The organism is Streptomyces sp. W1SF4 (assembly GCF_003950035.1).
Lineage (GTDB): Bacteria > Actinomycetota > Actinomycetes > Streptomycetales > Streptomycetaceae > Streptomyces > Streptomyces racemochromogenes.
Genome location: NZ_CP034350.1, coordinates 6686831 through 6712904 on the forward strand (window position 1 = coordinate 6686831; position 26074 = coordinate 6712904).

The following is a 26074-nucleotide window of genomic DNA, read 5'->3' on the forward strand; positions in this document are numbered from 1 at the left end:
CGGGAGCCGGCCGGGGGAGAGAGCCAACGAGAAGGATCGGGTCATGCACACGCCGCCCCAGGACGTCACGGTCGTAGCCCTTCTCGCGGACCCGGACGCGCCGACGGACGTCGCGCAGCGCATGGCCCGGGTGCTCGCCCCACGACTCGCCGACAGGTCGGGCCCGGGGCGGCGCTTCGAGGTCAGGGTCGTCAGCGAGCCCTTCACCGCGGGGGCCGAGGACCCGCACACCCTGATGCGCCGGGTCAAGGAGCGCGGACGTACGGAGCACTGGGACATCATCGTGGCCCTCACCGACCTCCCGCTGCACGCACACGGGCGCAGGGTCGTCGTGGATCTCAGTCACGCGCACGGGCTGGCGCTGCTCTCGCTTCCCTCCCTGGGGGGTCTGCGCCTGCAGACCAGGGCCCGGCGGGCCGTGGAGGAAGCCGTGCTCGGCCTGGCGGGTCCGCGGGACACCGGTGCCGAGGAGCCCGCGCGAAGGCAGCGGCGTCCACGGCCGTTCGCCGGCCGTCTCACGCCCGTCCATCCGGGCCAGGTCGGTGACGAGGAGACCGCCGATCTGCGCTACGTCATCAGCGGGCCGCGCGGCTACCTGCGCGTGCTCCTCGGCATGGTCCGCGCCAACCGGCCCTGGCGCCTGGTGCCGGGGCTTTCGAAGGCCCTGGCGGCCGCGCTCGCGACGGGAGCGGTCGCCACCGTGAACTCCACCGTGTGGAGTCTCGCCGAGGCCCTGAGCGCGCCGCGCCTCGTGATCGCCATGGTCGGGTCCGTCACGCTCATGATCGGCTGGCTGATCGTGGACGCGGAGCTGTGGCACCGCCCGGCCGGGGGTTCGCCGGAGGCGAGGCAGAAGACGAGGCTCTACAACGCGTCGACGGTCCTGACCGTGGGCATCGGGGTGCTGGTCTGCTACGCGGGTCTCCTGCTCGTCAACGTGGTGTGGGCGCTGTTCATCCTCAACGACCAGGTCTTCGCTTCCATGACACGGGAACCGCTGGACGCGACCGAGTACTGGACGTTGTCATGGTTCGTCGCTTCGACCGCGACGGTGGGCGGCGCGCTGGGCTCCGGCCTGGAGAGCGACGAGGCCATCCGGGCAGCCGCCTACTCCAAGCGCGAACAGGAACGACGCCACATGCTCCAGGACGACCACGGTCCCTAGGGGTTCCAGGCCGTGGCGCTCGACGCGGCCGGCGGGTCGGCGCGTTCGCGCCGGCCCGCCGGGCCGGCCGCCGGCTACTTCGTGGTGCGGTCCGCGGAGAAGGCGGGCGCCTTGCCGAGGGCTTCGATGGCCTCTTCCATCTCGCGGACCCGTCGGCGCAGCAGCGCCAGTTCCTCGCGCTCGGACGTGGTCAGCGCGCCCGACGGCCCTTCGCCGCGCTCCGCCGCCAGCTCCTGCGCGATGGCCGCCGCGAACGCGTCCACGTCGTCCTCGGTGGTGTCGAAGGAGGTCATCCAGCGGACCTCGCCCGCCTGCTCGTCCCAGGTGTAGAAACGGAAACGCTTCTGCAGGCGCTCGGTGACGGCCGGGGGCAGCACGGCGAAGATCTGGTTGGCCTGCACCGGACGGGCGATCTCCAGGCCCGGCAGGTCGCGCACCGCCGCGTACAGCCGCTGGGCCATCGCGTTGGAGCGGGCCGCCGAGCGCAGCCAGAGGTCGCCGCCGAGCAGCGCCTCGAACTGCACCGACATGAAACGCATCTTGGAGCCCAGCTGCATGCTCGTCTTGCGCAGGTGGGCCAGGCCGCGCACCGCGTCCTGGTTGAGGACGATCACCGCCTCGCCGAAGAGCAGGCCGTTCTTGGTGCCGCCGAGCGAGAGGACGTCCACGCCGACGTCGGTGGTCATCTCGCGCAGCGAAACCCCCAGGGTGGCGGCCGCGTTGGCGAGCCGGGCGCCGTCCAGGTAAACGAGCATGCCCAGGTCGTGCGCGTGGTCGCAGATCGCGCGGATCTCGTCCGGCGTGTAGCAGGTGCCGAGCTCGGTGGACTGGGCGATCGAGACGACCCTGGGCCGGGCCCGGTGCTCGTCCTCGAAGCCCCACGCCTGACGGTCGATCAGCTCGGGGGTGAGCTTGCCGTCCCAGGCCGGCACCGTCAGGAGCTTGATGCCGGCCATCTTCTCGGGCGCCCCGCCCTCGTCGACGTTGATGTGGGCCGACTCGGCGCAGACCACGGCCTCCCAGCGGTCGAGCATGGTCTGGAGCGCGAACACGTTCGCGCCGGTGCCGTTGAAGACCGGGTACGCCCGCGCGGTGGGGCCGAAGTGCCCGCGCACCACTTCCTGGAGGCGCTCGGTGTAGACGTCGGCGCCGTAGCTGACCTGGTGGCCGCCGTTCGCCAGGGCGATCGCCGCAAGGACCTCGGGGTGCGCGCCCGCGTAGTTGTCGCTGGCGAAGCCGCGCTCGTCCGGGTCGTGTCGTCGCTGTACGGTCATGGTGCTCGCTGCTCGCTTACTTGTCTCGGTCGTAGGGGTGTGACACGCGGGGGGCCGCACGGGCGGCTGCCGGCGCGCTCAGGTCGGCGCCGGCACCGGCTCCGTCCGGGCGCGGGCCTTCTCCAGGCCGCGCACCAACGCGGGCGCGGCCAGCCCGAGCAGGGCGAAGAGCGCCGCGAGGACCAGCCAGCCCGTCGCCGCCGTGCCGACGACCAGGGAGGTCATCAGCCACGGCCCGGCGAACTGCTGGAGCCCGCGCCCCAGGGAGAACACCGCCTGGTACTCCCCCTGCCGGCCCGCCGGGGCGAGCCCGAAGGACAGGCCCCAGCTCGCCGACGCCTGGTACAGCTCGCCGAGGACGAGCACCAGCGTGCCGCCCAGCAGGGCCGCGGTGTCCAGGAGCGCGCCGTGGCCCCCGCTCACCGCGAAGACCAGGCAGGACGCCCCCAGCGCCCACCCCGCCCAGCGCAGCATACGGGCAGCCCCCGCCGGGGTGCGCGCGCCCCCGCTGACCGCGACCTGGAACAACAGCACCAGGACGGTGTCCACGATCAGCAGCCCCGACACCAGCAGCGCGGGCGCGTCGGTGGCGGTGACGATCCACAGCGGCAGTCCGACCGTCAGCAGCGGGTGGTACAGCTCCAGAGCGCCGCACACCAGCGCGACCGCCACGTAGCGCACGTCCCGCAGCGCGCCGCTGCGCAGTACCCCGCCCGGCGCCCCGGCGGCGGTGGCCCGGGGCCCGGCGCCCGCGGGCAGCCGCATCCCGAGCAGCACGGCGACGGACAGCAGCTGGAGGGCGGCGTTGGCGAGGACCGTGGCGTACAGGGCGGCCGGGGTGCCGGCCGCGATGGCGGCCCCGGCCAGCGCGGCGCCGCCGAGGAAGCCCAGGTTGAACAGGCTGCGCATCTGCGCGCTCACCCTGACCCGCTCCCCCTCGCCCACCAGCGCGTCGGTGAGCGACGCCTGGAGCGCGCCCGCCGAGGTCTCCAGGACCGCGATGGCGCAGGCGACCACGAGGAACGCGGCGAAGCCGTCCACCAGGCAGTACGCGGTGAACCCGGCGGCGGCGAGCAGGAAGTTGGCGGTGAGCACCCGGCCCGCGCCCAGCCGGTCCGCGAGCCGGCCGATGGGCACCGTGCAGAGGAGGCCGCAGAGCCCGGCGACCGACAGGGCGAGGCCCACGCGCTGGGCGGGGATGCCGATGGTCCGGGTGAAGAACACGGCACTGGAGGTGAGGAACACCCCGAGCCCCAGCGACTGGACGAGCGTGAGGACGCCGAGCCTGCGCGCGTTCCCGGCGGCCGGAAGCGTCTCCCGGAGCCACGCGCGCAGCACGGAGCCGTACCGGCGGGCCTCAGCCATGCGGCTCGGCTTCCCCGGCTCCCGGGGCCCGCTCGGTCCGCAGCCCGTACACCTCCATCGCGGTGTGCACGGCGGCCCGCACCCCGGCGGCGCTGCGCCCCCGGAACCGGAAGATCCCGCAGCCTTCGTCATAGCTGCCGGGCCCGGTCATGACCTGGCCGATCGCGGGCAGCTCCTCGTGGTAGACCTCGGGGACGGCCGCCCTGGGCGAGGTGCGGGCGACGACCCGTCCGGGCAGCTCGCGCGGGGCGGGGTAGATGAGCCAGCCGCCGGCCCGGTGCCCGGCCGGTTCGGGGGACGGCTGCCACAGCGGGGGCAGGTCCAGGGCCGCCCGGAACGCCTCGGCGAACAGGTCGATGCCGTAGAGGTCGACGTGCAGGAACGGCACCTGCGCGCCGCCCGGCCGCAGCCCGACCTCCAGGAACACCAGCTCGCCCCCCGGACGCCGGATCGCCTCCAGGTGGAACGCGCCGTCGCGCAGCCCGAGTGCCCGCAGGCAGCGGTCGGCGAAGAGGGTGAGCTCGTCGCGCTCGGGGCCCGGGTCGAGCAGGACCGAGCCGAGCGGGCGGCCCTGCGCGTAGTCCAGGCAGGTGTGGACGTACTGGGAGGCGGTGACGAAGTGGAGGCGGCCGGAGCGGCGGACGCCGTCGACGTGGAAGATGTCCCCCTCGACGTACTCCTCGCACTCGTACGCCTGCGGGTCGACACCCTTGAGGGCCTCGCGCAGTTCGCCGGTGCCGTGGACGACCGTGACGCCCTGGGAGCCCGCCGCGGCGCGCGGCTTGAGGACCAGGGGCAGACCGCCGAGGGCGTCGACGACCGCCTCCGCCGACGGGGCGTCGTCCAGGCGCAGGAACCGGGGGACCCGCAGTCCGGCCGCGCCCACCGCGCTCTTCATGGCGGGCTTGTCCTTGAACCGCCGGACGAGGTCGAGGCCGTACCCGCCGGGAACGCCGAGCGCGTCCGAGAGCCGGGCGGCCGTCAGGATGTCGTACTCGGACTGGCCGAAAACGGCCTCGGGCGTGCCGTGCCGGTCCGCGATCTCCCGTACCAGGGGCAGCAGGTCGTCGTGGGCGAGGCTGTCGCGCACGTGGACCTCGGTCGCCCCGCCCCGGTCGAGCGCGGGCAGCCCGCCGGGCGTGGTGAGGTACACCGTCCGGCAGGGGTGGCCGGCGAGGAAGCGGTGGTACTCGCCGAACTCGTCGCCGGAGCGGTTGAGGACGACGTACAGCGGTGTGGTCCGGTCGGTCACGCGTCCGCTCCCGGTCGCAGGGTGTCGGGCAGGCAGGCGTCCAGATCGGCGGCGCTCACCCGGTTGAAGCCGGGCGCGGGCAGGTCCCGGTGGGCCGGGGTCCTGGCCAGGAAGGCCGCCGCGCGGGGCTCCCCGGCGCCGCCGAGGCGCTGCCAGACGAGCTCGGCGAGGTCCGGCATCACCGGGAACGCCAGCAGGGACAGGCCCTTGAGCCACCAGTAGGCGCCGTCCCCGTCCGCGTGGACGACCGCGTCGTCGGCGCACCAGCGGTCGAGGGCCGCGACCGCGCGCCGGGTCGAGACGCGGGTGCCGTCGAGCGCGGCGGACTGCTCGGCGAGCAGGGTTTCCAGGAGGCCGACGGCGGCCGGGGCGGGCGCCTGCGGCGGCCCCTCGGGCAGCCGGCTCCAGGCGGCACCGATGCGCTTGCCGAGGCCGTCGGCGAGCACGGCGTTCGCCGTCTCCAGGAAGTCCGCGGTCTCGAAGCTCGCCGCGCCGGACTCCAGATCGGCCCCGGCGAGGTGGTACCGGACGGTGTCCACGCCGATGGCGTCGGACGCGGCGATGTCCGCGGCCCAGATGGCGTGCCGGGCGCTGGTGGAGAACTTCCGCCCGGCCAGCTCGTAGAAGTGGTTGATCAGGCACCGGTCGTACGGCTTCATGTCGCCGTGCAGCAGGCTGGTGCCGACGATCGAGACCAGTGTGGGGATCACGTTGTCGATCCCCAGGGTGGTGATGGTGGTGACCCCGGAGTCCGGGTCGAAGGCGTTCACGCCGGTGCCGGAGAGCCTGCCGTGGACGGCGCCGGCGAGACGGGCGAACATGAAGATCCCCGCGTACGGGAAGAGGGCGCGCGGTACGTCCGGCTCCGCCGCGGGCAGCGCGAGCCCCCACGTCTGCGGGGCGCTCAGCCGTACGGTCAGGCCGTCGCGCTCCAGGAAGCGCGCCACGGTCGCCCGGTAGCGGTCGGCGACGCCCAGGTCCACCAGCGTGCGGTCCAGGAGGTCGCGGTCCGGCAGCCGCAGGAAGAGGCTGGAGATCTCCCGCCAGGTCAGCGGCCCCTCGTCGAGCAGGGGGCGCGGCTCGACGACCGCCTCGGGCAGGAAGTGCGCGCTGCACTCCTCGCAGAAGTAACTGGCGATGCCCGCACCGCACTCGGGGCAGCGTCCCTGGAGCCAGCCGCCCACCACCCAGCGGTCCGACGCCGCGCAGTGCGGCACGCGCTCGGTGCGCGTCAGCACCGCGCCGCGGGCCGTCAGCCGCTCGATCGAGGCGGCGACCTCCTGCTCGAACTGCTCCCGCCAGGGCTGCCGGTCGGGGACGATGAACGCGTCGACGCCGATGCGCAGCGCGGCCAGGTCGTCCTGGATGCGCTGTCCGTAGCGGGCGGCGACCTCGCCGGGCGTGGAGTCCTCGGCGTGCGCCCTGAGCGTCACGTACGACTCGTACACGTCGCTGCCGGTGATCACCAGCGGCAGGTCGCCCCGGACCCGCAGGTGCCGCGCGATCATGTCCGACCACAGGAAGGGGCCGCCGATGTGGCCGAGGTGCAGGGGGCCGTTGGGCGTGGCCTCCGGCGGCACCAGGAGGTAGTGCCGGGGGACGTGCGCGTCCCCGGTCAGCAGGCTCATGATCGCGTTCTCCAGTCGAGCAGGTTCAGTGCGTCCTCGGCCATGGCCGGGGCGAGTCGGTAGCCGGAGCCGGAGCCGCCGATGGCCATGACCACGTCGTCGTCGCCGGCCGTGTCCACGACCGGCAGGTGGCCGGGGGTGAAGCAGTCGCTGAAGACCCGGCCGCCGAGCAGGTGCGGCAGGAAGCCCGGTACGTGCCGGGCGAGCAGGGTCCGGGCGAGCTCCCGGTCACGGGCGTCGATGGCGAGGGGTCCGTCGGGGCCGCGGTCCCAGTCGGGCGAGGTGATGCTGAGGATCCAGTGGCCGCCCGGGTGATGGGGCAGCAGGAAGGCGTCGGCGTCCTCCAGCACGAGCGCCGGGGCGCCCGGCGGGGGCGGGGCCATGATGTGGAACGCCACCACCTTCTTGACCCGGGCCCCGCGCTCGCGGGCGGCCGCCGCCAGCGGCCCGTCCAGGGCCCAGGGGCCCGGCGCCAGGACAGCCTGGTCGGCGGTGATCCGGCTGCCGTCGGCGGCGGCCAGTTCGAGCCGTCCGTCCGTGCGGCGTACACCGGTGACCCGCAAGCCCTCCAGGAGGGTGTTGCCCGGCCGGCCGAGGACCTCGTCGAGCAGCCGGTCGGCGAGCCACTGCGGCTGACCGGCCGTCATGGGGTCGCTGGCCAGCAGGACTTCGGCGTCCCCGTGGGCGAGCCCGGGGAACGTCCGCTCCAGCAGGGACCGCTGCTCGGCGGTGACCGGGCGGGTGCGGCCGCCGTCGGCCATGGTCGCGTCGAGCGCGGCCGTGTTCTCCCGCGTCACGAGCCAGCGGACGTCGACCGGAGCGCGTCCGGCGTCGCCGAGTGCGGCGGCGAGCTCGTCGAAGAGCGCGGTGCTGCGGGCGGCCAGGGCGCGCTGGGCCGGGTTGTGCCCCGTGGGCGTGTCGAACCCCGCCGAGAGGCGGGTCGCGCCCGCCCCTCGTCCGGCGTGCGTGATCACGGCGACGCGGCGGCCCGGGTCCCGGCGCACGGCGTAGTACGCGGTGAGGGAGCCGACCGCGCCCGCGCCGACGACGGCGAGGTCGAAGTGGGGCGCCCCACCGGTCCCGGTGGTGCGGTCACTCATCGGGCGCCGACCACCAGAAGGAGTAGACGACCAGGTCCTCGCCCTGGTCGGCGAAGATCTCGTGGACGGACCGCGAGGCGAAGCCCACCATGGAGCCGGGTCCGACGAGGGTCCGTTCGCCGTCGACCTCCAGGGTGCCGGATCCGGCGTGGACCACCCAGATCTCCTGGACCGCGTGCTGGTCGGGAGAGCTGGTCCCGCCCGCCGGCACGGTGAAGCGGGCCGCCTCGAACGGCACGCGGGGGAAGACCGAGCGGGCGAAGTCCGCCTCGGCGACGCTCACTCCGTCGGGTTCCACCTCGGTCGGGCCGAAGGGGACCAGGGCGCCGGTCGCCTCCGCCTGGAACTGCGGGGCCTGATGGGTGGTCATACCCTGTACCTCGTCTCACCGAGCATGCTGTTGAGGATCACCGCGCTGCGCCAGGCGAGCAGGCTGAGGTTGGGATCGGCGACGCCCCAGGAGTGCCGGGCGCCGTTCTGGAGGTAGATCCGGTTCTCGGCGGGCCCGTCCCACGCGACCGAGAAGTCGTCGCCGACGACGAGCATCCCGTCCTCCCGGCGCAGCCGGGCGTCGAGCGGAGCCATGAAGTCCGGCAGGGCGTAGGCGTATCCGGTGCTCAGGATGACGATGTCGGCGGCGAGCAGGGCGGACGCGTCCGGGCCCGAGGACTCGACGGTGAGCTTCCACTCGTCGGGGCCGCCCTCGATCGCGGTGACCGCGCAGTCGGCCATGAAGCGGAGCCTGCCGGGCCTGTTCTCGATGAACTCGTCGCGGTAGCTCAACCGGTAGATGTCCTGGAGGACTTGGAGGTCGATGCCGTCGCTCGTGTACTTCTGCCGGTCCAGGAGCCGGGCCTTGTGGCCGGCGGGCAGCGCGTGGAAGCGGCGTACGTAGTCCGGCGTGTAGAGGTCGTTGGCGAACGGCGAGTCGTCCATCGGCAGGAAGGACGAGCGCCGGCTGACCCAGGTGATGCTCTCGGGCGCCGCGCCGGCCGCCAGGTGCCGCACGATCTCCGCGCCGCTCTGGCCGCCGCCGACCACGACGACCCGCCGTCCGGTCACCTCGGGGGCCCGCAGCAGGAACTCCCCGGAGTGGAAGACGGTGGGGCCGAGGAAGGGGCGGAAGGGCTCGGGTACGGACGGGGTGAGCCCGGTACCGAGCACCAGGTGACGCGCCGTCACCTCGTTTTCCCCGGCGCGGAGGTGGAAGGCGCCGTCGTGGAAGTCCACGCCGTGCACCTCCGCCCCGAACGTCAGGCTCGGCAGCCGCGCCGCGACCCACTGGAGGTACTGGTTGAACTCGGCGCGCAGGACGGCCGGGAAGTCCGCGGCCAGGAACCGGTAGAGCCGGCCCTCGCTCGCGAGGAACGCCAGGAACGAGAAGGGGCTGGACGGGTCGACCAGCGTCACCAGGTCCTTGAGCAGCGAGACCTGGAGGGTGGCCTCGGGCAGCAGCAGTCCGGGGTGCCAGGAGAAGCTCTCACGGCGTTCCAGGTGGGCGCCGCGCAGCCCTTCGACGGGCTGCGCGAGCGCGGCGAGGCTCATGTTCGCGGGGCCGATGCCGACGGCCGCGTAGTCGAGTACGTGTGCGTTCATCGTGGGATCCGCCGGGTCAGGCCGGGACGACGAGGTCGCCGAGCGCCTGCCAGCGGTCGACGGCGCCCTGCGGGGAGCCGGCGGTGAACAGGGCGTGGCCCAGGCGCGAGCGGCAGTCCTCGACGCCGGGGATGGTCTCGCCCGGCGCGAAGTACACGGCGGTCTCCAGGACTTCCGGCATGGCCTCCAGCTCCGCCCACCCGGAGAGCTCCCGGTACGAGGAGCGGCCCGCGGCGGAGAAGAAGCGGATGCCGGCGCTCTCGGCCTCCGGCCGTGCGAAGGCGCCGACCGCCTCCGGGCCGAGACCGAGCGCGGTGGCGACGGCCACCCTGGGCAGGCTGACGCCGGTCACGAGCCGCAGCAGCTCCACGATCCGGTCGCCCGGCAGCCGGGCGCCGATCTCGATGAGCACCGGACCGTCGGCGGCCAGGCGCAGCTCGCAGTGGAAGGGGCCGCTGGTGATGCCGACCGCGCGGACGACGTCGCCGACGTAGGCCTCGACGCTCTTCAGGGTGGCGTCGTCGACCAGGGCCGGGGTGAGGTGGCCCATCTCCACGAAGTCGGGCTCGGGGCCGAGCAGCGTGCGGCTGAGGGCGACGACGGTGACCCGGCCGTCGTCCAGGACGTAGCCGTCGGCGCTGAACTCGGGCCCCTGGACGTACTCCTCGACGAGCACCCGGTGCTCGTGCAGCTTGCCCATGTCGGGCTCCGGGTCGGTCACGAGCCGCTGGAACGCGGCGGTGAGCTGGTCGAGGTCGTCCGCGCGGCTGACGTGGATGCTGCCGGAGCAGGCGACCGGCTTCAGCACGCAGGGGAAGCCGACCCGTTCGGCCGCGGCGCGCAGTTCGGCGTCGGTGGTGGCCTGGGCGAAGCGCGGGGTGCGCAGCCCGGCCTCCGCCACGGCGGCCCGCATGACGCTCTTGTCACGGACCCGGTCGACGGTGGCCACGGGCAGGCCGGGCAGGCCCAGCGCCGCGGCGACGCGCGCGGTCGCCACCACGTAGATGTCGGAGCCCGGCAGCACCGCCTCGAACGGCTCGGCCCGGTGCAGTTCGAGCACGGCCGCTTCGAGGGCGGCCTGGTCGTTGGTCTCCACCGTCAGCACCGAATCGGCCGCCGCGCGCACGGCGTCGGAGAGCCGGCGGTCGCCGGAGTCGGCGGTGGCGACGACGACCCGCAGCCCCATCTCGGCGGCGACGCCGATCAGGGTGGCGCCCCCGGAGGAGGCGGGTTCGACCACGAGGACGCGGGCAGGACGAAGTGCATCTGTGTGCGGCAAAGCGAATTCCCCCGGGGCAGTGCTGTGTTGGACCGGATCGCGGCCCTGATCGTGATCTTTCTATCCGTGCGCTTCGGCCCCGGTCAATGGATCACCGCAAAAACATCTGCCAGAGGGCGTTCGCGCCGGATATTTTCCGGAATGGGAGGCTGGTCGGGCCTGTCGGGTTCCCCGAAGCGGACATCCCGGGGGGAAGGGTGACGGAAGTCTTACGGCACGGTGCGGGAGCCGTCCGCCGGGGTCCCGGTTCCGTAGCGTGCCGGGCATGCGCGTACTCGTCACAGGAGGAGCCGGGTTCATCGGCTCGCACGTGGTCGCCGTCCTGGCCGCCGGGGGACACACCCCGGTGGTGCTGGACGCGCTCTTGCCGGCCGCCCATCCGCGGGCCCCCCGGCTGCCGGACGCCGAGTTCGTCCGGGGCGACGTCCGGGACGCGGAGGCGGTGGGGCGCGCGCTGCGCGGCGTGGACGCCGTGTGCCACCAGGCCGCCATGGTGGGCCTGGGGAAGGACTTCGCGGACGCGCCGGAGTACGTCGCCTGCAACGACCTGGGGACGGCGGTGCTGCTGGCCGCGACGGCCCGGGCCGGGGTGCGCAGGTTCGTACAGGCCGGCTCGATGGTGGTGTACGGGGAGGGGCGGTACGAGTGCGCCGGGCACGGGGTGGTGCGGCCGGGGCCGCGGGCGGCCGCGGACCTGGAGGCGGGCCGGTTCGAGCCCCGTTGTCCGCGCTGCGGGGACGCGCTCGTCCCGGGGCTGGTGGACGAGGACGCGCCGGCGGATCCGCGGAACGTCTACGCGACGACCAAGCTCGCGCAGGAGCACCTGGCCGCCGCCTGGGCGCGGTCGACCGGAGGTACGGCCGTGTCGCTGCGGTACCACAACGTGTACGGGCCGGGCATGCCGCGGGACACCCCGTACGCGGGCGTCGCCTCCTTCTTCCGGTCCGCCCTGGCCCGGGGCGAGGCCCCGCGGGTCTTCGAGGACGGTGGGCAGCGGCGGGACTTCGTCCACGTACGGGACGTCGCCCGGGCCAACGCGGCCGCCCTGGCCGGCCTCGCGGGCCCGCCGGACGGCGGCCACCGGGCGTACAACGTCGGCAGCGGCGACCCGCACACCGTGGGGGAGATGGCCGCCGCGCTCGCCGCGGAGCACGGAGGCCCGGCGCCCGTGGTGACGGGGGAGTTCCGGCTGGGCGACGTCCGGCACGTCACGGCGGACTCCTCCCGGCTGCGGCGGGAGCTGGGCTGGCGTCCCGAGGTCGGGTTCGCGCAGGGCATGGCCGAGTTCGCGCGGGCCGGGCAGCGGGCCTCAGCCGGGGCCGGTTAGGCCCCGGCGGCGGCCCCGGTCAGGTGTTCGCGGTGGCGAGCGGCAGGGTGACCTCGAAGCGGCAGCCGCCGGGCACGTTGTGGACCCGGGCCCGCCCGGCGTGGGCCTCGACGATGCCCCGTACGATCGCCAGCCCGAGCCCGGCACCGGCAGGGGGCGTACGGGCCCGGTTCCCGCGCCAGCCGGTGTCGAACACCTTGGGCAGGTCCTCCTCGGGGATGCCGCCGCAGCCGTCGGTGACCGACAGCACGGCGGTGTCCTCGTGCCGGTCGACGCGCACGGCCACGGTGCCGTCGGCCGGGGTGTGGCGGATGGCGTTGACGAGCAGGTTCGTCAGGACCCGGGTCATCTCCTTGCCGTCCACCTCGACCGGGACGTGGGAGATGTCCTCGCCGCACAGCCGCACCCCCCGCTCGCGGGCCAGCGGGTCGGCGCCGAGGAGGGCGTCGGCCGCCAGGTCCCGGAACGAGACCCGGCTGGGAGTCAGCTCCAGGGCACCGGCGTGGATGCGGGAGAGCTCGAAGAGGTCGCCGACCATGGAGCCGAGGCGTTCGACCTCGGTACGGATCTGCCGGTGGTAGCGGGCGGGGTCGGCCGCTACCCCGTCCTCCAGGGCCTCGGCCATCGCCCGCAGTCCGGCCAGCGGGGTGCGCAGGTCGTGGGAGATCCAGGCGACGAGCTCGCGGCGGGAGGACTCCAGGGCGCGCTCGCGCTCCCGGGAGGCCGCGAGCCGGGCGCTGGTGGCGGCCAGCTCCCGGGTGACGGCGGCCAGTTCCGCGGTGGCCCGGGCCGGGGGTGCGGCGAAGCTGCCGCCTTCGCCGAAGTCCCGGGCTGCGCGGGCGAGTTCGCGGCTGCGGGCCACCACCCAGCGGCCCAGCAGCAACGCGGTGGCCAGCGACACGACGGCGGCCATGGCGGCCACGAGGGTGACGACGCTCAGGTCGTGGGGGGAGAGGAACATCGCCCGGGCGACGGCGAGGGTGCCGGCGAGCATGGCGGCCACGGCGACCGCGGCGACGACGGCCAGGGAGACGGTGACGGACCGGTGCCGCAGCAGGCGCAGCGCGACCGCGCCGAGCAGGCCGGCGCAGGCCGCGCCCCCGAACGCGAAGGCCGCGATCAGCAGGACGTCCTTCACCGGGACCCCTCCTCCCCGCCCGCGCCGGCGCCCGCGTCCCCGCCCGCGTCGAAGCGGTACCCGACGCCCCAGACGGTCTGGATGAGCCGGGGCGCCGCCGGGTCGTCCTCGATCTTGGCGCGCAGGCGGCGTACGTGGACGGTCACGGTGGACAGGTCGCCGAAGTCCCAGCCCCACACGTCCCGCATCAGCTCCTCCCGCCCGTGGGCCCGGCCGGGCTGGGTGAGGAAGTGCGCCAGGAGGTCGAACTCCCGCAGCGTGAGCGTGAGTTCCCGGCCGTTCCGGTCGGCCCGGCGGGTCCGCGGGTCCAGCCGGATCCCCGCCCCGGTCAGCAGACCCCGCCCGGCGGGCCCCGGCGTCGCGGCCCGGCTGCGGCGCAGCACGGACTCGACGCGCAGGACCAGCTCGCGCGGGCTGAAGGGCTTCGTGACGTAGTCGTCCGCGCCGAGCTCCAGCCCGGCGATCCGGTCGTCCTCGTCGCCGCGCGCCGTCAGCATGATCACCGGAACGGGACGCTCGGCGCGCAGCCGCCGGCACACCTCCAGCCCGTCGATCCCGGGCAGCATCAGGTCGAGGACGACCAGGTCCGGGGCGCACCGGGCGGCGGCGTCGAGGGCGGCGGGGCCGTCGGCGGCGTGCCCGACGTCGTGGCCGGCCCGGCGCAGGTAGCCGGTGACGACCTCGGCGACGGTGGGGTCGTCGTCGACGACGAGGACCCGGGCGGGCGAAACGGGCGGGGGCGTGCTCGGGGTCGCCGTCGTGGTCGTGCTCGCGGTCGTGCTCATGAAGGCAAGCCTCCCACCGCCGGCCCCCTCCCGTCCCCGGCGGCCCGACCCCGGACGGCCGACGTCCGCGTTTCGTAAGGAGTCGATGTCCGCTATGTCCCCGGGGAATTCCTACGGTGGCAGTCGTGACCGAAATCTCCGTGGACGTCGTCCTGCCCTGCCTGAACGAGGCCGGGGCCCTGCCCTGGGTACTCGCCCGCATCCCCGCCGGCTGGCGGGCCCTGGTCGTGGACAACGGGTCCACCGACGGGTCCGCCCACCTCGCCCGCGCCCTCGGCGCCACCGTCGTCCAGGAGCCGCGGCGCGGCTTCGGCGCCGCCTGCCACGCCGGACTCCTGGCCGCGGAGGCCGAGTACGTCTGCTTCTGCGACTGCGACGCCTCCCTCGACCCCGGCCTGCTGAGCGGGTTCGTCCGGGCCGTCGCCGCGGGGGAGGCCGACCTCGTGCTCGGCCGCCGCCGCCCCCGCGGCCGGGGCGCCTGGCCGGCGCACGCCCGGGCGGGCAACCTCGCCCTGGCCCGGATGCTGCGCCGCCGCACCGGCCTGCGCCTGCACGACCTCGGCCCGCTGCGGGCGACGCGCCGCGAGGACCTCCTGCGCCTGGAACTGACCGACCGGCGTTCCGGCTACCCCCTGCAGATGGTCGTGCGCGCCGCCGACGCCGGCTGGCGGGTGCGCGAGGAGGACGTGCCCTACCTGCCGCGCAGCGGCAGGTCCAAGGTCACCGGCACCTGGCGGGGGACCTGGCAGGCCGTCCGCGACATGCGCGCGGTGCTCGCCGAGCCGCCGTACGCCCCCGCGGGAGCCGCCCGCACCGAGCGGTCCGGGGGCGCCAGGTGACCAGCCTGCTCGTGATCGCCAAAGCGCCCGTGCCCGGCCGGGTCAAGACCCGGCTCACCCCGCCGTTCAGCCCCGGGCAGGCGGCTGCCCTGGCCGAGGCCGCGCTCGCCGACACCCTGGCCGCCGTCGCCGCCACCCCGGCCGGCCGGCACGTGCTGGTCCTGGAGGGTGCCCCGGGGCGGTGGCTGCCGCCCGGCTTCGAGGTGGTGCCGCAGAGCGGCGGGAGCCTCGACGAACGGCTCGCGGCCGCGTTCGCCGGCTGCACCGGCTCGGCGCTGCTGATCGGCATGGACACCCCGCAGGTCACCCCGGCGCACCTGGCGCCGGCGCTGGAATTCGACGCGTACGACGCCTGGTTCGGCCCCGCAGCCGACGGTGGGTTCTGGGCCCTGGGCCTGGCGGCGCCCGACCCGGCCCTGCTGCTCGGCGTACCCATGTCCGCACCCGACACCGGGGCGGTGCAGTACGAGCGGCTGCGCGCGGCCGGACTGCGCACCGGGCTGCTGCCCCGGCTCCGCGACGTGGACACCGCCGCCGACGCCGCCGAGGTGGCCGCCCTCGCCCCGACCGGCCGCTTCGCCACCTGCCACCGGCGCCTGAGCGCCGACACGGCGGTGACCCGATGACCACCCCCGCCACCTCCCCACCCCCGCCCCACACGGCGGTCACACCCGGGCCCCCACCCGCGCCCCGCTCGGCGCCCGCGCCCGCGTCCCGTACCGCGGTCACGCCTGCGCCTGCGTCCCGTACCGCGCCTGCGCCCGCGCCCGCGCCTGCGTCCCGTACCGCGCCCGCGCCTGCGCCCGCGCCTGCCTCCCGTACCGCGCCCGCGCCTGCGGCCGCGCCTGCCTCCCGCGCCGCGTCCGCGGCCCCGGCACGTGTCGCGGGTGGGCCGGCGTGGCGGGACGATCCCTACGTGCTGGCCCTGCGCGCCGGCCGGGGGCCCCTCTTCCTGCGCAGGTCGGACGGGTGGCTGCTGCCCCTGGACGTCGAACGGTGGTGTGCCGGGACCGACGCCGCCGACGAGAGCGTGCTCGCCCGCTGCCACGGAGCCGTCCTCGACATCGGCTGCGGTCCAGGCCGGCTCGTCGCGGCGCTGGCCGGACGCGGCCACCGCGCGCTCGGCATCGACGTGACCCCCGCCGCCGTGACCCGGACCGCGCGTCGCGGCGGAACGGCACTGTGCCGCTCCGTCTTCGACCCCCTCCCCGGCGAACGCCGCTGGAACACCGCCCTGCTGATCGACGGCAACATCGGCATCGGCGGAGACCCCGCCGCGCTCCTGGAACGCACCGCGGACCTGCTCGCCCCCGGCGGCCGCCTGGTAGCCGAGGCCGCGCCCGTCGAAGTGGACGAGCGGTGCGAGGTGCGCCTCGACGACGGACGCGGCACCCTCGGCACCCCCTTCCCGTGGGCCCGGGTCGGCATCCGGGCCCTGCGGGACCACGCCGAGGCCGCCGGCTGGCGCACCGTCCGCAGCTGGACGCTGGCCGGCCGGCCCTTCGCCGAACTCGTCCCCGGCCCCCGGCGCCGCGCCGCGGCCCCCGCCCCCGCCGGAGCCGCGCCGTGACCCGGCCGCCCACCGCCGTCCCGCGGCGCGCCACGGCCGTCACCGCCGTCCTGCTGACCGCCCTGGCCGGCCTGCTCGTCCTCACCGTGCGCGAGGACGGCTACTTCGCCGACCCGGCCGGCCTGTCCTGGCTGTACGCCGCCTGCTGGGCGCTGTTCGCGGCCGCCGTGTGGTCCCTGCGCCGGGTACCCGCCCGGCACGCCACCGTCCTCGTCCTCGCCGGCGGCATCGCCGTCGCCCTGACGGGCCTCGGCGCCCCGCCCCGCACCAGCACCGACTCGTTCCGCTACGCCTGGGACGGCCGCGTACAGGCGGCGGGCATCTCCCCCTACGACCACGCCCCCGCCGACCCCGCCCTGCTGCCGTACCGCGACGACTGGCTGTTCCCCACCGGGACGGCGTGCGGCGAGCCGGACCTCGCCCCGGTGTCCGAGGGGGTCTGCACCCGCATCAACCGCCCCGGCGTGCACACCGTCTACCCCCCGGCCGGCGAGCTGTACTTCCTCCTCGTCCACGCCCTCTCACCCGACGCGGTGCGCCACAAGGCCCTCCAGACGGGCGGCGCCCTCCTCGCCGTCACCACCACCCTGGTCCTGCTGCGCGTCCTGCGCCGCCGCGGGGACCCCCGTACCGCGGCCTACTGGGCCTGGTGCCCGGCGGTCGCCGTCGAAGCCGTCAACAACGCCCACGCCGACGCCCTCGCCGTCCTGCTGTCCGTCCTCGCCCTGGGGCTGACGGTCCGCCACCGGGCCCTGGGCGGCGCCGTGCTCGGCCTGGCCGTCGGGGCCAAGCTCCTGCCGGCCGTCCTGGTCCCCGGCGCGCTGTCCGGCGTACGCCGCCCCCGCGCCGCCGCCGCCACCCTGCTCCCCGCCGCCGCGGTGCTCACCGCCCTCTACCTGCCGTACGTCCTGCTCTCCCGCTCCTCCGTCCTCGGCTACCTCGGCGGCTACGCCGACGAGGAGGGCTACCAGGACGCCTCCGCCGGCAACCGCTACGCCCTCCTGCGCCTGCTGCTCCCCGACTCCTGGGCCGTGCCCGCCGTCGCCGCGGGCATGCTCGCCGTCAGCCTGTACGTGATGCGGCGGGGCGACCCCGGGCGACCGTGGAGCGGAGCCCTCCTGGTCACCGGGACCGCCTTCCTCCTGACCACCCCCGGCTACTCCTGGTACGCCCTCCTGCTGATCGCCCTGGTGGCGCTCGACGGGCGCTGGGAGTGGCTCGGCGTCGCGGTGGCCGGCGCGGCCGCCTACCTCACGGGCCGGGTCGTCCCGGACGCCGGCACGGCCGCGTACGCCGCCGCCGCGCTCGCGGTCCTCTGCGCCTGGGCGGCGCGCCGGCGGCCCCGCGGACGCCGCACCACCTCCGACCGTACGACCGGCACGCCCTCCCCGGCGGGGGAAGCCCGGTGAACCCGCGACCGCACGACCCGAGGAGACACCCCATGGCAGCGAAGAGCGGCGCGGCACCCACCCCCGGGGGCCCGTTCCGCCCGGAGTTCTGGCGCAGCCCGCTCCGCGGCCCCTGGCTGACCGCGGTGTTCGGGACCGTCCTGCTCCTCGGCATCCCGATCCTGTTCGTCACCGGCCTGCTGTCGTACGCCGCGTACGAACCGGACCTCGCGGCGGTCAACGACCAGACCCCCGGCAAGGGATGGCTCGGCTTCTACCTCTTCTCCTGGCCGACCTCTCCCCACTGGCTCTACCGGGTCACCCAGGGCGTGCACGTCACCCTCGGCGTGGTGCTCGTGCCCGTGCTCCTGGCGAAGCTGTGGTCGGTGATCCCGAAGCTCTTCGCCTGGCCCCCCGTGCGGTCGCCCGCCCAGGCCGCCGAGCGGCTCTCGCTGCTCCTGCTGGTGGGCGGCGCCGGATTCGAGTTCGCGACCGGCATCCTCAACACGCAGCTCAAGTACGTCTTCCCGGGCTCCTTCTACACGCTCCACTTCTACGGGGCCTGGGTGTTCACCGGCGCCTTCGCCGTCCACGTGGCGTTCCGGCTGGGACGGGCCGTGCGGGCGCTGCGCGCGGGGCCTCGGCAGCCGGACCCGGACAGCGAGGAGGCGGCCGGCCTGGTCGCGCCCCGCCCGGCCGCCCCGACGATCTCGCGGCGGGGCGCGCTGGGCATGGTCGGGCTGGGTGCGTTCGCGCTGTTCGCCGTGACGGCGGGCCAGAGCGTGGGCGGGTGGTTCCGCCGGACGGCGCTGCTGGCCCCGCACGGACAGGAACCGGGCCCCGGCCCCAACGGCTTCCAGATCAACAAGACGGCCGCCTCCGTGGGCATCCGCCCCAGCGACACCGGTCCGGCCTGGCGGCTGACCGTGCGCGGTGCGGGCCGCCAGGTCGACCTCACCTACGACCGGCTGCTCGGCCTGCCGCAGAACGAGGCGCTGCTGCCCATCGCCTGCGTGGAGGGCTGGTCGACCGCCGACCAGCACTGGAGCGGTGTCCGCCTGACCGACCTGGCCGCGCTCGTGGGGCTGGGCGCGCACGCTCCGCAGGTCCTGGTGGAGTCCGTCCAGCGGGGCGGCTCGTTCGCCTCCGTCGTGCTGAGCGGCGGCCAGGTCCGTGACGCGCGCTCGCTGCTGGCCGTCCGGGTCAACGGGGCGGTCCTGTCCCCCGACCACGGCTACCCGGCCCGGGTGATCGTGCCCGGCGCCCCCGGGGTCCACAACACCAAGTGGGTCACCCGCCTGACCTTCGGGGAGCCTTCGTGAAGCCGCCGCCCGCCGACTCCGCCGTAAGCCCCTTCCGGCACCGCTACGGGGCTTCCCCGCTCCACCTGCTCCTCGTCCTCGCCTCCTTCGCCCTGGCCTGCTACGCGGGCCTGCGCCTGCTCGAAGGGGACGCCCTCGGCGTGGCCCTGTGGTTCGTCGGGGCCGCGCTCCTGCACGACCTCGTCCTGCTGCCCCTGTACGCGGTCGCCGACCTGGCCGTCCAGCGGCTCCTCGGCCGCGGGGCCGGGCCGGGGGCGCGCCCGCCCCGGGCCGGCGTGAACCACGTGCGGGTGCCGGCCTTCGTCTCCGGGGTCCTGCTGCTCGTGTACTGGCCGCTGGTGCTCGGGGAGGTCGGCCCCTACACGGCCGCCACCGGCCTGCCGTCCGACGTGTTCCTCGGGCGGTGGCTGCTGATCACCGCATGCCTGTTCGCCGCCTCGGCGGCCGTCCTGGCCGGGCGGCTGTGGGCCCGGCGGGTCAGGCCAGGACGAGGGGGAGGGCGGCCAGGCCCCGGGTGAGGCGGGTCCGGCGCCAGGTCAGGGATTCCGGGGGGACGGCCAGGCGGCTGTCCGGGAAACGGGTCAGGAGGGTGCGCAGGGCGGTTTCCGCCTCGGCCCGGGCCAGGGGGGCGCCCGGGCAGCGGTGGATGCCGTGGCCGAAGGCGAGGTGGGCGCCGGCGTCGCGGTCGAGGTCCAGGCGGTCCGGGGCGGGGAAGGCGGCCGGGTCGCGGTTGGCGGCCCCGGGGGCGATGAGGACCGGATGGCCGGCCGGGACGACGGTCCCGCCGATGCTCAGGTCCCGCGTGCTGTGGCGGAAGGTGGCCACGCCCACCGGGGAGTCGTGGCGCAGGAGTTCGTCGAGGGCGCCGGGGATCAGGTCCGGGTCCCGGCGCAGCCGTTCGAACGCCTCCGGGTGCCGGAGCAGGGCCAGGACGGCGTTGCCGATGAAGTGGGTGGTGGTCTCGTGCCCGGCCACCAGGAGCAGGGCGGCCAGCGAGACGGCCTCGTCCCGGTCGAGGCCGCCCTCGTCGCAGTCGCGGAGGAAGGAGTGGAGCGGGCCGTCCCCCGGGGTGGTGCGGGCCCGGTCGAGGAGGGCGGTGAGGTGGTCGCCGATGCGGTGCGAGGCCGCGTCGACGCGGGCGGTGTCCGTGGCGTCGAAGAGGTCGTGGGACCACGCGGCGAGGCCGGCGCGGTCGGCTTCGGGTACGCCCAGCAGTTCGCAGACGACGGTGACCGGGAGGGGGACGGCCAGGCCGGCCACCAGGTCGATCTCCGTGCCCGGCCCCCATGCCGACGTGAGGTCGTCCACGACCCGGGTGATGAACGGGCGCAGCGCGCGGACCCGGCCGGTGGTGAACAGGGGCGTCGCCACCCGGCGGTGGCGGGTGTGGACGGGCGGGTCGCTCGACAGCATGGTGCGGGAGACGGCGGGGTGCAGGTCGCGGTCCGAGGGCCGGCCGGCGAAGAACCGGGCCGTGTCCTTGGACAGGCCGGGGTCGGTGAACGCCTGCCGGGCCTCGGCGTGGCCGGTGACCAGGTACGCGTGGTGGCCGCCGGAACCGGTGGTGATCCGCTGGACGGGGCACTCCCGGCGCAGCCGCTCGTAGGCCGGGTAGGGGTCGTTGAAGAAGGCCGGGTCGCGCAGCGGGTCCTGCCGGGGGCCGCTCACGAGGCGGCGCCGGCGTGCGCGGCGGCAGCGAGCGGCGGCCGGGCGGTCTCCGCCGGAAGCCCGTCCTCGCGGGAGCGCCCGGCACGGGGCGCGCAGCTGCTCAAGGTCCTTGTCCTCACTCTGGTGACGCCGGAACGCACCCCCATGCTGGCACGCCCGACGCCCCCTGGGGCCGGCGACCGGCGCGCGGGTCACGCCCCCTCGGGACGGTGTTCCCCGAAGCGGGCCCGGCCGATGACCCGGGCCGCCCGTCGCACTCGGCCCGCGGCGCGCTATGGTGGTGTGCGAGGCCCCGCGTCATCCCCCGTGCGCGGGGCCTCACTTGACGCCGTGACCCCGCGCCCCGGCCGGCTGGAGCCTGGACTTCCCCGACGACGTCCAGCACGCCGGCGGGGTCGAGGGCGGCATCATCCGGAACCGACGCGTACGTCAGGCGGCGGGCTTGCCCGGCTGGTCGTGGGTCGAGCAGTGGATGCCGCCGCCGCCCGAGGCGATCGTGTCGATGGAGACCGGCACCACGTCGCGCTTGGGGAAGTGCTCCCGGAGGATGCCGCGGGCGCGGTCGTCCGCCGCGCGGTCGCCGAACTTGGGCATGAACACCGCGTCGTTGGCGATGTAGAAGTTGGCGTAGGTGGAGACGAAGTCGTCGCCGTGCCCCGTGATCCGGTTCAGGTCGGGCTGCGGGAGGTCGATGATCTCGAAGCGCCGGCCCCGGGCGTCCGTGGCCTTCGACAGGACGGACTTCGCCTGGTCCGCCGACCGCGACCAGGAGTCCGGCGGGGTGCTGGGGTGCGCGCGGTCCAGCAGGACCACACCGGGCTCGGTGAACCGTACGAGGCTGTCGACGTGGGCGTCGGTGATGTCCTCGCCGCGCACGCCGGCCAGCCAGATGACCTTCTCCACGCCGAGGGTCCGCTTCAGCTCGGCCTCGATGGTGTCGCGGGACTTGCCGCGGTTGCGGTTGTCGTTGACGATCGAGCTCTCGGTGATCAGCAGCGTGCCCTCGCCGTCGGGCTCGAACGAACCGCCCTCCGCGACCAGCGGCGCCTGCACCCGGGGGACCTTGTACTTCTGCAGCAGAGCCCGCCCGACCTGGGCGTCGTTGGGGTGCTTCTGCTTGTTCCCCCAGCCGTTGAAGTTGAAGTCGACGCCGGTGACCTTGCCGCCCTCCTCGACGAAGACGGGGACGGTGTCGCGGGCCCAGAGGTCGTCGACGGCCAGCGGGATGACCTCGACCTGGGAGCCGACGGCCTGCTGCGCGGCCGCCACCTGCTCCGGGCGGGCCATCATGACCACGGCCTCGTACTCGCCGATCGCGCGGGCGATGCGGGCGATGTCCTCGCGGACGTAGCGCAGGTCCTCCTCCCACACCCCCGCGGCCAGGGCCGGCCAGGACATGAAGGTGCGGGTGTGGCTCTCCCACTCGGCGCCCAGGCGGCGCTTGGCGGTGCCGGAGGCGGACTGGGCCGAGCCGGCGGGTTCGCCGGACCCCAGGGCGGTCTCGGCCGGGCCGCAGGCGGCGGCGCCGAAGACGAGGGCACCGAGCCCGGAGAGGGTGCGCAGGACGGTCCGTCGGGTGGGGGGCGGGTTCGTCACGGGAGGCTCCGATCGTTTACCGGCGGGACAGGAACGTCTCGCCGGGACGGGCGCGGGGGCGCTACCAGGGGCGGGCCCCGGGCTCTCACCACAAGGGTGCGCGTCAACCCCGCGGTCGGCCGTTCGGCAGTAAAGCGGAACGGCCCGTGTCGGTACTGTGGCACTGACTGGATTTTCAGTCAAACCGCGACGCGCGGGGCGGTGCCAGCCGGTCCGCCTCCACCCGGACCGCCGCCCGCAGCAGCTCGCGGGCGTGCGCCGGCGGCGTCAGCCCGCTCAGCCAGCGGACGCTGAGCCCCTCCAGCAGGGCGGTCAGCCGCTCTGCGGCAGCCGTGACGGCGTCGGCGGGCGCCCCCGGGTGCACGCCGGCGAGCAGCTCCGCGACCTCGGCCGTCCAGGCGGCGCCGGCCGCGGCGAGCTCGTCCCGCAGCTCCGGGTCGAACACCGCGTGGGCCCGCAGCTCCCCCCAGGCGGCGCTGTTCTCGCGCACCTCGGGCAGGTCCTGGACCTCCAGCAGCAGCATCCGTTCCAGCCGCTCCCTGGGGTCGCCGGCCGGACCGGCCGGGAGTGCGTCCCGCCCGGTCTCGGTGTAGCGGTCGGCCCGGTCCCCGATGAAGGCGAGGGCGTGCCGCAGGATGCCGGGGCGGTCCCGGAAGTGGTAGTAGACCAGGGCGGTGGAGACCCCCGCCTCCGCCGCCAGCTCCGTCACCCGCAGCCCCCGTACGCCCCTGCGTGCGATGACCCGGGCGGCGCTTTCGAGGATGACGCGTCTGCGGTCCGTCACGGTGTGATCCTTCCTGGCGATGTCGCGTCTCGCATTGTCGCACGTTGACTGAAAATCCAGTTAGGGCGACGATGCGATCCGGTCACTTCCGCATATCCGAAAGAGCCACCGCATGTCCGTGCAGCCTTACGGCGTACAGCCGGCCCACCAGGCCCTGTCCGCAGACGACCCCCGAGAGATCGGCGGCTACCGCCTCCACGCCCGGCTCGGCTCCGGCGGCATGGGGGAGGTCTACCTCGCCCACACCCCCGGCGGCCGCCCGATCGCGCTGAAGGCCGTACGCAGGGAGTTCGCCGCGGACCCGGCCTTCCGGGAGCGGTTCGCCCGCGAGGTGGCCAGCGCCCGCCGGATCCACGGGCTCTTCACGGCCCAGGTGGTCGACTTCGGGGTCGACGAACGCACCCCGTGGCTGGCCACCGCCTACGTGCCGGGTCCCTCGCTGGACGAGGTGGTGCGCCGGCACGGCCCGCTGCCGAGCCGCACGGTGCTGCTGCTCGTCGCGGGCATCGCCGAGGCGCTCCAGGCCATCCACGGCGCGGGCGTGGTCCACCGCGACCTCAAGCCGGCCAACGTACTGCTCGCCGGCGACGGCCCGCGGGTGATCGACTTCGGGATCGCGCACGCGGCCGGCTCGGCCGCCCTGACCGGCACCGGACTGCGGATCGGGACCGCCGCCTTCATGGCGCCCGAGCAGGCCCTCGGCCGGCCGGTGACACCCGCCACCGACGTCTTCGCCCTCGGCGCGCTGACCGCGTACGTGGCGGGCGGGCAGCCGCCCTTCGGGGGCGGCCCGGAGTCGACGGCCCTCTACCGGGTGGTCCACGAGCACCCCGACCTCTCCCGGGTCCCCGCCGAGCTGGAGCAGCTGGTCCGCTGGTGCCTGGCCAAGGAGCCGGCGGACCGGCCCACGACCGCCGAGCTGATCGGGTACGTCCACGCCCACCCCGGTGTCGGGCCGCGGCCGGAGTTCACCGAGGGGTGGCTGCCGCGGCCGGTGCAGGAGGAGGTCGGCGCGGGGCGGGACGCCGTACGGCCCGCCGCACCGGCCCCGTACACCCCACCCGCCCCGCACGCACCGACCGCCCCGTCCGCCCCCGTGGCGCCCGCGCCCGGGCCGACCCCCGTACCGGAGGCGGGGGGCGGCGGACGCAGGGCGGCGCGGCGGCGCGGCCGCGGTCGCCTGCCGGCGGTGGCCGCGACGGCCGCCGTGACCCTCGCGGCCTGCGGCGCGGCCCTGTACTGGTTCGACACCGCCGAGCCCGGCGGCGGCAGTGCCGACGGCTTCGTGCCCGGCTACACGGGGGCCCGGCTCACCGCCCCCGACGCCGGCTACGAGTTCGACCTGGAGGCCGGGAAGGTGGTTCCCGCCGACACGGCCACCTGGTACCTGGCGCCGGAGGGCCGGTCCTTCGTCCCCTCGGAGTCCTCGGACGTCCACCTGGCCGAGGGCGCCGCGCCGACACCCGCCGACTGCGAGCAGGGCATCGCCACGAAGCCGGTGACCGCCCTGCCCTTCAGCGCCCTGGGGGAGCGGCGCCCGTTCTGCGTGCGCAGCCCCGACCACGACCGCATCGTCGTCGTCCGGCTCGTGGAGGCGGCCGCGGACGGCTCCGTCACGATCCTGGTGGACCAGTACCACCGTGAGTGAGCGCCGGGTCCCCACCGAGCGGAATCCACCGGACCCGCTGCTTGACTGAATTTTCAGTTAACGCAAGGATGCCCGTCATCCCCGCCCCTTCCTCGTCAGGGAGCACCATGGACACGTCCCGCACCACCCGCCGAAATCTCCTCCGGTACGGCGCGGCAGCCGTACCGCTGGCGGTCCTCGCGCCGGTCATCCCCACCACCGCCGCCCGGGCGGCGACCGCCCCGAGCGCGGGCGCCGCGCTGACCGTGCCCGCCGAGACGGACCCGCACGTCCGCACGTACATGGCCTGGCCCGCGCTCTCCTCGGTCTGGGGCCGCCCGCTGGAGCGGGTCCGCGCCGACATCGCCGAGGTCGCCCACGCGATATCGCGGTTCGAGCCGGTGGTCGTCCTGGCCCGCCCCGGCCAGGCCGCCGACGCCCGCCACCTGTGCGGCCGGGGCGCCCGGTACGCCGTCGACGTGATCGAGATCCCGGTCGACGACCTCTGGATCCGGGACTTCGGCCCCACCTTCGTGGTGGGCCCGGGCGCCGTCGCCGGTGTGGACACCAACTTCAACGGCTGGGGCAAGACGGGCACGAAGTACGCCCAGCCCTTCGCCAACGACGCCGCGGCGGCCGGCATCCTCCTCGACGAGTACCAGGTGCGCCGGATCCGGGCCGGTTTCACCGGCGAGGGCGGCTCGCTGGAGACCGACGGCGAGGGCACCCTGCTCGCCACCGTCAGCTCCCTCGTCAACCCCAACCGCAACCCCGGGATGGACCAGGCGCAGGTGGAGGACGCCCTGCGCGCCTCCCTCGGCATGGACAAGGTGATCTGGGTGCCGGGCCTGGCCGGCCAGGACATCACCGACTGCCACATCGACTGCCTGGCCCGCTTCACGGCCCCCGGGAAGGTCATCCTGGACCGCCCGGCCCCCGGCACCGACCCCAAGTGGGTCGCCGTGTACGAGGAGACCAGGCGCGTACTGGAGAGCGCGACCGACGCCCGCGGCCGACGCCTGGCCATCACCGAACTCCCCGGCCCCGACCGCGGCAGGATCCGGGGCAAGGGGGAGGAGTTCCTGTCGAGCTACACCAACTACTACACGCCCAACGGCGCGGTCGTCCTCCCGCAGTTCGGCGACCCGTACGCCGACGGCGTGGCCTACGCGATCCTCCAGGCCGCCTACCCGGCCCGCCAGGTGGTCCAGGTCGACATCGACGGCATAGCGAGCGGGGGCGGCGGCATCCACTGCGCCACGCAGTCGCACCCCGTCCCGCCGGCCCTCTGATGCCCGCCGGGGTGCCCCGGCGGGCGGGCGCCGCACCGGTCCGGGGGCGGGCCGCGCCCGCCGCGGCCCGAACGCCCGG

23 protein-coding genes are annotated in these 26074 nt (G+C 75.4%); 10 read left to right on the forward strand and 13 right to left on the reverse strand.

All coding sequences use genetic code 11. The annotated features are described in order from the left end of the window. The first annotated feature begins 43 nt into the window (after positions 1–43). Positions 44–1165: a hypothetical protein gene (locus D1J60_RS31060; RefSeq protein ID WP_125823383.1), complete on the forward strand. Its 1122-nt coding sequence runs from the start codon at positions 44–46 to the stop codon at positions 1163–1165. Positions 1166–1239: 74 nt separating this feature from the next. On the opposite strand, the gene D1J60_RS31065 is transcribed toward D1J60_RS31060, so the two are convergent. The 8 genes from D1J60_RS31065 to D1J60_RS31095 form a co-directional block, all read right to left on the reverse strand. Beyond that, entirely contained in the window at positions 1240–2439 is a 1200-nt protein-coding gene (locus D1J60_RS31065) for a low specificity L-threonine aldolase (RefSeq protein ID WP_125823384.1), read from the reverse strand. A gap of 78 nt (positions 2440–2517) precedes the next feature. After that, on the reverse strand, positions 2518–3804 hold the full coding sequence (locus D1J60_RS31070; protein ID WP_164721009.1) for an MFS transporter: 1287 nt from the start codon (positions 3802–3804) through the stop codon (positions 2518–2520). Beyond that, on the reverse strand, positions 3797–5056 hold the full coding sequence (locus D1J60_RS37520; protein ID WP_164721010.1) for a biotin carboxylase: 1260 nt from the start codon (positions 5054–5056) through the stop codon (positions 3797–3799). The genes D1J60_RS31070 and D1J60_RS37520 overlap by 8 nt, the downstream gene beginning before the upstream one ends. Then, entirely contained in the window at positions 5053–6684 is a 1632-nt protein-coding gene (locus tag D1J60_RS31075) for a class I tRNA ligase family protein (protein WP_125823386.1), read from the reverse strand. The genes D1J60_RS37520 and D1J60_RS31075 overlap by 4 nt, the downstream gene beginning before the upstream one ends. Then, a complete protein-coding gene (locus tag D1J60_RS31080; protein ID WP_125823387.1) occupies positions 6681–7784 on the reverse strand; it encodes an FAD-binding oxidoreductase in 1104 nt (367 codons plus the stop codon). Before D1J60_RS31080 ends, D1J60_RS31075 begins: the two co-directional genes overlap by 4 nt. Further along, positions 7777–8154, reverse strand: a complete 378-nt coding sequence (locus tag D1J60_RS31085; RefSeq protein WP_125823388.1) for a cupin domain-containing protein — start codon at positions 8152–8154, stop codon at positions 7777–7779. Before D1J60_RS31085 ends, D1J60_RS31080 begins: the two co-directional genes overlap by 8 nt. Further along, positions 8151–9380 (reverse strand): SidA/IucD/PvdA family monooxygenase, encoded by a 1230-nt coding sequence (locus tag D1J60_RS31090; RefSeq protein WP_125823389.1) that lies wholly within the window; start codon positions 9378–9380, stop codon positions 8151–8153. The genes D1J60_RS31085 and D1J60_RS31090 overlap by 4 nt, the downstream gene beginning before the upstream one ends. A 16-nt stretch (positions 9381–9396) precedes the next feature. Next, positions 9397–10659 carry an ATP-grasp domain-containing protein gene (locus tag D1J60_RS31095; protein WP_125823390.1) on the reverse strand — a complete coding sequence of 421 codons (1263 nt, stop codon included), beginning with the start codon at positions 10657–10659 and terminating at the stop codon, positions 9397–9399. A 265-nt stretch (positions 10660–10924) separates the two neighbouring features. Between D1J60_RS31095 and D1J60_RS31100 the strand changes: the two genes are divergently transcribed. Next, complete coding sequence (locus D1J60_RS31100) at positions 10925–11986, forward strand: NAD-dependent epimerase/dehydratase family protein (protein ID WP_125823391.1); 1062 nt, start codon at positions 10925–10927, stop codon at positions 11984–11986. Between the two features lie 19 nt (positions 11987–12005). Here D1J60_RS31100 and D1J60_RS31105 read toward each other — a convergent pair whose 3' ends face one another. Together D1J60_RS31105 and D1J60_RS31110 are read right to left on the reverse strand one after the other, a co-directional pair. After that, positions 12006–13124, reverse strand: coding sequence for a HAMP domain-containing sensor histidine kinase (locus D1J60_RS31105; protein ID WP_125823392.1), 1119 nt, complete (start codon positions 13122–13124; stop codon positions 12006–12008). After that, positions 13121–13909 (reverse strand): response regulator transcription factor, encoded by a 789-nt coding sequence (locus D1J60_RS31110; RefSeq protein WP_125823393.1) that lies wholly within the window; start codon positions 13907–13909, stop codon positions 13121–13123. The genes D1J60_RS31105 and D1J60_RS31110 overlap by 4 nt, the downstream gene beginning before the upstream one ends. 116 nt (positions 13910–14025) lie before the next feature. On the opposite strand from D1J60_RS31110, the gene D1J60_RS31115 reads away from it, so the two are divergent. The 6 genes from D1J60_RS31115 to D1J60_RS31140 all read left to right on the forward strand — a co-directional run bounded on the left by D1J60_RS31115 (position 14026) and on the right by D1J60_RS31140 (position 19546). After that, positions 14026–14748 (forward strand): glycosyltransferase family 2 protein, encoded by a 723-nt coding sequence (locus D1J60_RS31115; protein ID WP_164721011.1) that lies wholly within the window; start codon positions 14026–14028, stop codon positions 14746–14748. After that, positions 14745–15374, forward strand: a complete 630-nt coding sequence (locus D1J60_RS31120) for a DUF2064 domain-containing protein (protein WP_125823395.1) — start codon at positions 14745–14747, stop codon at positions 15372–15374. Before D1J60_RS31115 ends, D1J60_RS31120 begins: the two co-directional genes overlap by 4 nt. Positions 15375–15664: 290 nt before the next feature. Beyond that, complete coding sequence (locus D1J60_RS31125; protein WP_241253456.1) at positions 15665–16318, forward strand: class I SAM-dependent methyltransferase; 654 nt, start codon at positions 15665–15667, stop codon at positions 16316–16318. Further along, a complete protein-coding gene (locus D1J60_RS31130) occupies positions 16315–17727 on the forward strand; it encodes a glycosyltransferase 87 family protein (protein ID WP_125823397.1) in 1413 nt (470 codons plus the stop codon). Before D1J60_RS31125 ends, D1J60_RS31130 begins: the two co-directional genes overlap by 4 nt. A 32-nt stretch (positions 17728–17759) precedes the next feature. Then, positions 17760–19028 (forward strand): molybdopterin-dependent oxidoreductase, encoded by a 1269-nt coding sequence (locus D1J60_RS31135; RefSeq protein WP_125823398.1) that lies wholly within the window; start codon positions 17760–17762, stop codon positions 19026–19028. Next, complete coding sequence (locus tag D1J60_RS31140) at positions 19025–19546, forward strand: hypothetical protein (protein WP_125823399.1); 522 nt, start codon at positions 19025–19027, stop codon at positions 19544–19546. The genes D1J60_RS31135 and D1J60_RS31140 overlap by 4 nt, the downstream gene beginning before the upstream one ends. Here D1J60_RS31140 and D1J60_RS31145 read toward each other — a convergent pair. The 3 genes from D1J60_RS31145 to D1J60_RS31155 form a co-directional block, all read right to left on the reverse strand. After that, the gene (locus D1J60_RS31145; RefSeq protein ID WP_125823400.1) at positions 19506–20696 is read right to left on the reverse strand and encodes a cytochrome P450; all 1191 of its coding nucleotides are present in this window, start codon (positions 20694–20696) and stop codon (positions 19506–19508) included. The genes D1J60_RS31140 and D1J60_RS31145 overlap by 41 nt on opposite strands. Before the next feature lie 429 nt (positions 20697–21125). Beyond that, positions 21126–22292: an agmatine deiminase family protein gene (locus D1J60_RS31150; RefSeq protein ID WP_125823401.1), complete on the reverse strand. Its 1167-nt coding sequence runs from the start codon at positions 22290–22292 to the stop codon at positions 21126–21128. Positions 22293–22467: 175 nt separating this feature from the next. After that, entirely contained in the window at positions 22468–23076 is a 609-nt protein-coding gene (locus D1J60_RS31155) for a TetR/AcrR family transcriptional regulator (RefSeq protein ID WP_125823402.1), read from the reverse strand. A 112-nt stretch (positions 23077–23188) separates the two neighbouring features. Here D1J60_RS31155 and D1J60_RS38270 point away from each other — a divergent pair, with 112 nt between their 5' ends. Further along, on the forward strand, positions 23189–24724 hold the full coding sequence (locus tag D1J60_RS38270; RefSeq protein WP_241253457.1) for a serine/threonine-protein kinase: 1536 nt from the start codon (positions 23189–23191) through the stop codon (positions 24722–24724). A gap of 107 nt (positions 24725–24831) precedes the next feature. Then, positions 24832–25995, forward strand: a complete 1164-nt coding sequence (locus tag D1J60_RS31165) for an agmatine deiminase family protein (RefSeq protein WP_125823403.1) — start codon at positions 24832–24834, stop codon at positions 25993–25995. Positions 25996–26074: the final 79 nt, after the last annotated feature.

What these genes read in the sequence shown, in the direction of transcription:
- D1J60_RS31065 (WP_125823384.1), bottom strand. Translation starts at nt 2,439, where the DNA reads ATGACCGTACAGCGACGACACGACCCGGACGAGCGCGGCTTCGCCAGC.
- D1J60_RS31100 (WP_125823391.1), top strand. Translation starts at nt 10,925, where the DNA reads ATGCGCGTACTCGTCACAGGAGGAGCCGGGTTCATCGGCTCGCACGTG.
- D1J60_RS31165 (WP_125823403.1), top strand. Translation starts at nt 24,832, where the DNA reads ATGGACACGTCCCGCACCACCCGCCGAAATCTCCTCCGGTACGGCGCG.
- D1J60_RS31135 (WP_125823398.1), top strand. Translation starts at nt 17,760, where the DNA reads ATGGCAGCGAAGAGCGGCGCGGCACCCACCCCCGGGGGCCCGTTCCGC.
- D1J60_RS31090 (WP_125823389.1), bottom strand. Translation starts at nt 9,380, where the DNA reads ATGAACGCACACGTACTCGACTACGCGGCCGTCGGCATCGGCCCCGCG.
- D1J60_RS31110 (WP_125823393.1), bottom strand. Translation starts at nt 13,909, where the DNA reads ATGAGCACGACCGCGAGCACGACCACGACGGCGACCCCGAGCACGCCC.
- D1J60_RS31060 (WP_125823383.1), top strand. Translation starts at nt 44, where the DNA reads ATGCACACGCCGCCCCAGGACGTCACGGTCGTAGCCCTTCTCGCGGAC.
- D1J60_RS31080 (WP_125823387.1), bottom strand. Translation starts at nt 7,784, where the DNA reads ATGAGTGACCGCACCACCGGGACCGGTGGGGCGCCCCACTTCGACCTC.
- D1J60_RS38270 (WP_241253457.1), top strand. Translation starts at nt 23,189, where the DNA reads ATGTCCGTGCAGCCTTACGGCGTACAGCCGGCCCACCAGGCCCTGTCC.
- D1J60_RS31085 (WP_125823388.1), bottom strand. Translation starts at nt 8,154, where the DNA reads ATGACCACCCATCAGGCCCCGCAGTTCCAGGCGGAGGCGACCGGCGCC.
- D1J60_RS31070 (WP_164721009.1), bottom strand. Translation starts at nt 3,804, where the DNA reads ATGGCTGAGGCCCGCCGGTACGGCTCCGTGCTGCGCGCGTGGCTCCGG.
- D1J60_RS31075 (WP_125823386.1), bottom strand. Translation starts at nt 6,684, where the DNA reads ATGAGCCTGCTGACCGGGGACGCGCACGTCCCCCGGCACTACCTCCTG.